The organism is Methanobrevibacter sp. (assembly GCF_045577275.1).
Classification (GTDB): Archaea; Methanobacteriota; Methanobacteria; order Methanobacteriales; family Methanobacteriaceae; genus Methanobrevibacter.
Window position 1 is genome coordinate 1 of sequence record NZ_JAZNIB010000198.1, and the last position, 4,083, is coordinate 4,083.

Genomic DNA, 4,083 nt, shown 5'->3' on the forward strand with positions numbered 1-4,083 from the left:
AAGACATAGAAAAATATTAATAGTATACTCAGTATACTATTATTTGTGATATCATGATGACAAAAACTATTAAAATATCTCAGGATACCCATGAATCCTTATCTGAATTGGCATCAAAAAATGATACATTCAATGATGTCATAAGATTTTTAATTGATTATTATAAAACAAATGAAGAATTCAGCGATGAAGAAGCTAAAATTTATAATTATGAGATAGAGAAATTCGAAAACGATGATTTGGAAAATCTTAACAAATTAAGTTTAAAAAGCTTAGATGAAAGAATAAGCAAGTTGGAAAATGAGATAAGAAAGGAGTCATGAACTATTTGCATAAGATAAGCTCAAATTTTATAAATTAATAGTGAATTAATTGAAATATTGTCAAATTTTTATTTTTTATTTTTCCCTAAATCAAATATAACTCTCTATTTTTTATTATTTTATTCAAAAAACTATTTTAAATTATTATTTTTTCATAAAACCTCTTATTTTTTCTTATTATCCAATTTAAAGATGTAAGTAAGCACTTGCATTCGCAAATCTTTATATATGCTCCCCACTATAGAATTAAATAGGAATGAATTAATTAATCATAAAGAGGTAATAAAATGGATGAAATAAATAAAATCGCATTGGTCGCAATGACCTTACTAATTCTTATATGTGGATTAAGTTTTGCTACAGCTGTTAACTTTACACACAATGATGCTCAGCACATTCACAAGGATGCTGTTCCTGTAAAGAAAATCGACAATTCTACTTTTAAAAATGTTTCTACAAGCAAAGCTGTAGTTAAAAATGATGACTTAAAAAAATCAGCTGTCAAGAAAAGTTCCAAAAAGCAAACTGTTAAGAAACATCATGCTCAGACCAAGACTAAAGTTAAATCTCAAGCTAAGAGCGAAAACGTAGTCAAATCTGACGAATCCGTCAGCGCTAAAAATGAATCAACCCCAAAGCCTTATGATAAAACCATTAACGGTTGGAATCCAAAAGACCATGAAGTTTCTCGTGAAGATCTTGGTGATGGTATGGAAAGAATCAACTATGATGATGGATACAGCAGACTCATAGATCAAGACGGCAACGTAATAACCTATGGTTACTAATTAATCATTAATCATTAATCATTAATTATTAATTATTCTAAATATTCTAATTATTACTAGACATATTATCTCAACTGAATTGATATGCAGGACAAACAATAGTGAACTGTTTGTCGTGCATATTGAAAACTTCTTTTCTCCAAATTTTTATCAGTTTATTTGTCTGTTTATTATTTTTTTATTTATTTAACTTCTTTTCATTCCTTTTTTTCAAAAATAAGATGTAAGCAAGCACTTGCATTCGAAAATCTTTATATATGGTCTTGTATATACTTAATAGTAGGTATGATTGAATAAATCGTACTCAGAATTTAATTTCATAGTTGTCCTCATTTTGATATGCAAGAAAAACAAAAGCAGAATTGTTTTTCTTGTATATTAAACTTTTTTTAATATACGGTTAAATGCAAGATTATATTCGTATAATCTTTTCTTTTAACTAAAACTGCTTTTTTTTTTTAAATTACTGCTTATTTTCAAAATAAGAATTTTTTATCTATAACAAAAAATTAATATACCTATTTTTACAAAATTATTATTAAGAATAATAGTTTACTATTATATTTAATAGAAGGGTTGGTTACAGTTGTCCTTGAATGAAGTTGACTATTCTCTCTAGAAACATATAGTAATCATTGATGTCTTGAATCTGGAGCCTTAATTGTCTTAAAGGGGTTTGATTAATGGTTTCTTTTTAAAGATCATTGATGGCCAAATTATTATATTGGGGGTCGAATGGCAACGGAACTTGAGGATGATTTTCTAAGTTATAGAAAATGTCAGCTTGCTGATATTGTAGGGGTTGGTTATCTTTTATTAAATCGGTCATTCATTGACCGTAATTTGCTATTTTTTATTATTTTTAATCTAATCTAATTATAAGATTATAATCCTATGGAAATTTACTATTTTTTATTAAAATTGCTTTAAACTTGTTATTTTTTAATTTAACTCTTAAATTTCTCTTGTTTTTTAGAAAAAACTTATATACTTCTTTTAATAAATTGTATTTCACCGATAAAAGAGGTAAAGATATGTTAATAAGCAAACACGAAGACAAGGCATTCAAGATCCTAATCGATTTCACTATGCATGATTTTCTAAAGGGAATTGGGATTGCAGATGACATTGTGATTCCCCTTCCAACAGAGCTAATGACTACTAATTGCATAAATCGGAGATTGGATTATTGTGGCCTGTCAAGCAATTATGAAATAATCAATGTTGAGTTTCAATCAAGTCTCTTGACTAAAGAGGATGAGATTAGAATCTTTGATTATGCATCCTCCTTATTTGTAAAGTTCAAACTTCCAGTAAAAACCTTTATTATAAGTACAGTCGAAGATAAATGCCGAAAAATAGAAAAATGGCATCATAATGACGTGTTTACTATATATGTCATATCGTTAAAGGATAAAGACGGATTGGAAAGTTTAAATAGGATAAAATCAAAAATAAAGAATAAAGAAACCTTTAATGGAAAAGATATAGTATCATTGATTTCAATTGTCTTTATGAAATCACAATTCAGCGAGAAGGATCTGTTGTTTGAAGTTGCAGATTTATCCAACAAGGCAAGATTTGAATTTGACTTCATTAAAGATCAGGTGAGATCGATTCTATTGATTTTAGGAGATAAGTTTATAAAAAATGAAGATGAATTAGAACATTTTAAGGGGATTATCATGATGGGTTCAGGTCATTTGTCATCTATATTGGCAAGAGAGAAGGAAAATTACAAAAAAGAAGTTAGAGAAGAATTTATAGAGGAAGGAATAAGCAAAGGTATTGACATAGGATTGGAAAAAGGAGAAGAAAAAAAGGCTATTTTTATAGCTAAATGGATGTTAGAGAGGGACATGTCAGTAGATGATATTTCGGAAGCTACTGGCTTATCAGTAGAAAGGATAAATTCTTTAAAGGAAAAATAATTTTCAGTTTCTAAAAATGATTTTTAGTCTTTTGAAGAAATAGGGTCAGTTTTGGAAATTAGGAAATTTTTAGAAGATGATTAATCAAAATTTTTAATTGTTTAAAAAAAGTTTAAGTACTAATCATATCAATGATCAGTACCCATAAGTCAGGATGTTTCCATCCTTATCCACGATTCTAAAGTATCCGTCATCATAGGTTATTCTGACGGTTCCATCTCCAAGGTCCTCACGTGAAACCTCATGTTCAGATGGGTCCCAGCCATTTACGACATCGTCTACCTTATTGTCGGTTTTGTAATTGGAATTTGTATTTGTATTTGTGCTTGCACTTGCACTTGCTTTTTTCTTCACATATATGGTTCCGCTGAGAGTAGCTCCCTTGTACTCCTTGTTTCCATAGTATTTTGCAGAAAGTGTAAAGTTGTCTGCAATCAAGTCCTCAAGCTTGCACTCTCCATTTGAATTTGTCTTTAGAGTGAAGTTTTCAGTGACTCCATTGCTGCTGTGTGTCAAGTTTATTTCAACCTTTTGGTTTGAAATTGCAGTATTGTTTTCATCAGTGAGCTTAAGTATCAAACTGTCTCCTTCATAGAGAGAAGGGCTGTTTGTCATGGTGAGAATGCTTTTCTCCTGAGCGCCTCCATTCATCATCACAAACATGCCTATTGAAAGAAGCACAATGATTGTTATGCAAATGATAATTATATCTCTTGTATTCATATTGACCCCCACAATTATTTTTGCTTATGTTTAATAGTATTATTCTAATCTTATTTTATTCTTTTCTATTTTATATGAAATTTAAGGATAAATTATTTTAATGACTTAAATGATAACATAATATGTGATATTTTCCTAATTTCCGAATTGGATACATATCACTTTAGTTATCAAATCATGTTGAGCAATATAACTTGTTTATATTGCTCTATCTTATGCTTTTTTTATTTAATTTATTAATAATTCTTACTATTTTTCTTATTTTGTTCATTTTTTTCAATCATATTTGACTTAACATAGTTAAATACTTGATAATTT

Annotated in this window: 5 protein-coding genes; 4 read left to right on the plus strand and 1 reads right to left on the minus strand. The window is 28.5% G+C overall.

The genetic code is table 11. The annotated features are described in order from the left end of the window. Positions 1 to 53 precede the first annotated feature (53 nt). The 4 genes from ACKI67_RS05855 (at position 54) to ACKI67_RS05870 (ending at position 3,042) form a co-directional block, all read left to right on the plus strand. Positions 54 to 323: a hypothetical protein gene (locus ACKI67_RS05855; protein ID WP_407462504.1), complete on the plus strand. Its 270-nt coding sequence runs from the start codon at positions 54 to 56 to the stop codon at positions 321 to 323. A 287-nt stretch (positions 324 to 610) separates the two neighbouring features. Beyond that, positions 611 to 1,111: a hypothetical protein gene (locus ACKI67_RS05860; RefSeq protein WP_407462505.1), complete on the plus strand. Its 501-nt coding sequence runs from the start codon at positions 611 to 613 to the stop codon at positions 1,109 to 1,111. Positions 1,112 to 1,846: 735 nt separating this feature from the next. Then, positions 1,847 to 1,987: a hypothetical protein gene (locus tag ACKI67_RS05865; RefSeq protein ID WP_407462506.1), complete on the plus strand. Its 141-nt coding sequence runs from the start codon at positions 1,847 to 1,849 to the stop codon at positions 1,985 to 1,987. Between the two features lie 158 nt (positions 1,988 to 2,145). Beyond that, positions 2,146 to 3,042, plus strand: coding sequence for a hypothetical protein (locus ACKI67_RS05870; RefSeq protein WP_407462507.1), 897 nt, complete (start codon positions 2,146 to 2,148; stop codon positions 3,040 to 3,042). A gap of 135 nt (positions 3,043 to 3,177) precedes the next feature. On the opposite strand, the gene ACKI67_RS05875 is transcribed toward ACKI67_RS05870, so the two are convergent. Continuing rightward, positions 3,178 to 3,765, minus strand: coding sequence for a hypothetical protein (locus ACKI67_RS05875; RefSeq protein ID WP_407462508.1), 588 nt, complete (start codon positions 3,763 to 3,765; stop codon positions 3,178 to 3,180). Between the last annotated feature and the right edge of the window lie 318 nt (positions 3,766 to 4,083).